Raw genomic sequence first — 2,416 nt, 5'->3', positions numbered from 1 at the left:
GAACATGATGATGACGTGTCGTCCTTTGTTTACCGCTCGACAGTCCCGCTCGATGCGGACCGGCTCGAGGAGTTCTTTGGCTCGATCGTGCAGATCTATGGCGCCGCCATGCTGCGCTACAAGGGCGTGTTGAATCTCGCTGGAGTGGAGTGCCGGATGATCTTTCAGGGCGTCCATATGATCTTTGGCGCCGACGTCGGCAAGCCGTGGCGATCCGACGAAACCCGGGAGACAAAGATTGTCTTTATTGGTCGGCAGTTGCCCCAGGACCTTCTCAGGCAGGGACTCGACGCGTGCATTAACACCGAACAGAAAAACAGATAGCCGGAAGGCGGCAGGAATCAATTCGCACTTGTGACCAGCGATGTTTGGTGATGCCGCCGCTCCTACGACAGGGACGGCGTCAGTACACCGCCGATCTGCAAAGCGATCTGAAGTGCGGCAAACGCGACGATAGCGATGCTGCCGAGCAGAGCCGCCCTTCGCTGCACGTCCGCGACGCGCGGGCCATAACGTAGTGCTAGGCGCCCAACGCCCCGGTTCAGCCCGGATGCGCCAAGACCGACAAGCGTGACGGTCACCGTGACGCCCAGCGCCATGGCCATTGTGGCTGAGATGCCTGCCTCCGGCACGTGCGCGCCCACCGAGACGACCAGCACAAAGATCGCTCCCGCACACGGCCGCATGCCCGCGCCCAGCCCGGTCAGGCAGATCTGCGATAGCATCCCGTCCGTCTTCGGGATGCGAGTTGCCTTCGCCTGCACGGGCAGACGAAGTGCGGGGCGCAAGTGCACCGGCAGCCGGTGGCCGAGATAACCGCGGTCGTGATCGCCCTGGTCATTCATGGTGCTCGAGCGTCGCGGAACCAGCACGACCTTGCGGCCGCCGGAGCAGCAGTCGCGCCGCGTGGCGATCGACCAGACGGTCCAGCTTCCGGCGACGCAAAGCATCACGTAGCTGACCAGTTCAAGCGAAACAGCGCGCGCGAGTATGCCCTGAGCGCCTTCCCGCGTTACCAGAATGCTTCCCATGACCACGACGATCGCGCTGGCAGCCTGCACAGCGGCGGTCCAGCCGCTCAGGAGTATTGCCTCGCGAAGACGTGCGCCGCGCGATCCCAGGAAGGTGCCGACCACAAGCTTGCCATGACCTGGCCCGAGTGCATGTAGCACGCCGTACGCGAAAGACAGTCCGAGCAGTACCATCCACAAAGCCGGATCACGCTCTGTGCCGAGGCGCACCGTCATATCCTGGATACGGGCGTTCCAGCGTCCCTGAAGACGGACGGCGGCCAGGACTGCATGCCGCACAGGACCCGGAATCCAGTCCCGTTCCGGGTTGACATCGGTGTCTTGCGCTACGGATCCCTGTGGTGATACGGGTGACGCAGCAGCGGCCGTTGACGCTGCAATCGGCTGGCCGAAGACATCGATGCCTTGGGCCTGGGACGCAACCGGCACAGCGACGCAGAGAAAAATCAGGGAGGCGATTGCGCCCCGGATTGGCAGCGCGACGCAAGTGGCCGCATAAATCCGACAGATAGCCTTCAACATGTGAGTGCCGTGGCCTGGGGAACGACAGTTCCATAAAAGACAGGGTGATGCTGGTCGGCGAAGTTCCGGGTCCTGCACGTCAAGGCAGCGCCGCTGTCGAGCGAAACGGCAGGATCCGACCCCGGGTCGTAGTCGACGTAAAACGATTCGTCCCAGACTCCGAATTGCACCCGCTTTCCTGCGACCGTAACCGGCTTCACAAGTGGCAGTGTAAAGGTGTATTCGATCCGTCCGTTTTCCACCGATACCCTGAAATCCGAAGGCTCCGCGAAATGCTGCGGTTCGCCGTCAACGAGCAGATGGCTGAAGTAGTCGGCTGGTCCCAGGGACGAGAACGCCTGCTTTTTGAAAATCGCCGTTTGCGCCGGCCCCAGCGGGCCGCTTGACGGCAGATGATCGATCCCGACCAGCATGACCGGAAAGCCCTCGGTAAAACGCCAGGTCTCCGTTATCGCGGTAATCGTCACGCCCCGCATGCGGATCTTTGCGTTGTACATGATCCAGACGTGGGGGTGCGCCACGGCAGCCGATGCGCTCAGAATGGCAAGCATCGCCAGCCAGTGCCTGATCGTCGATACAGGAAATCGTAAGGGTCGGGTCATGTGTCGCGCCAGGGAGCGTTGCAGACTTTGAAGAGCCTTTCGTGTGCCGATGCCACCCGGAGCGAAGCGGTGCACGGGAGCAGCCGCATTATCGCCTCGCCAGAACCGCGAATGAACACGCGGTGCCAATTGACAACATGTCTGTATCGATGGCGCGCACGAGGGTTGTCTGTGACGCGTCATTGACTGAGCCGCTCGAGCCACAGCGTTTCCGAGTAGATGGCGGGTAGCTGCAACTGTGCTTCCGGACGGTCATTGCCC

The 2,416-nt window shown here is 62.0% G+C and carries 3 protein-coding genes; 1 reads left to right on the top strand and 2 read right to left on the bottom strand.

Annotation, left to right across the window (positions count from 1 at the left end; translation table 11 throughout):
* On the top strand, positions 1-324 hold a 324-nt coding region (locus tag B0G75_RS39930; RefSeq protein ID WP_146142613.1), incomplete at its 5' end, for a GTP-binding protein.
* Between the two features lie 62 nt (positions 325-386).
* Here B0G75_RS39930 and B0G75_RS39925 read toward each other — a convergent pair.
* Complete coding sequence (locus B0G75_RS39925) at positions 387-1,310, bottom strand: nickel/cobalt transporter (RefSeq protein ID WP_181309451.1); 924 nt, start codon at positions 1,308-1,310, stop codon at positions 387-389.
* Positions 1,311-1,546: 236 nt separating this feature from the next.
* Positions 1,547-2,104, bottom strand: coding sequence for a DUF1007 family protein (locus B0G75_RS39920; protein ID WP_106314951.1), 558 nt, complete (start codon positions 2,102-2,104; stop codon positions 1,547-1,549).
* Positions 2,105-2,416 lie beyond the last annotated feature (312 nt).

The organism is Paraburkholderia sp. BL18I3N2 (assembly GCF_003001875.1).
Taxonomy (GTDB): domain Bacteria; phylum Pseudomonadota; class Gammaproteobacteria; order Burkholderiales; family Burkholderiaceae; genus Paraburkholderia; species Paraburkholderia phytofirmans.
This window is presented reverse-complemented; position numbering and strand designations above follow the sequence as displayed.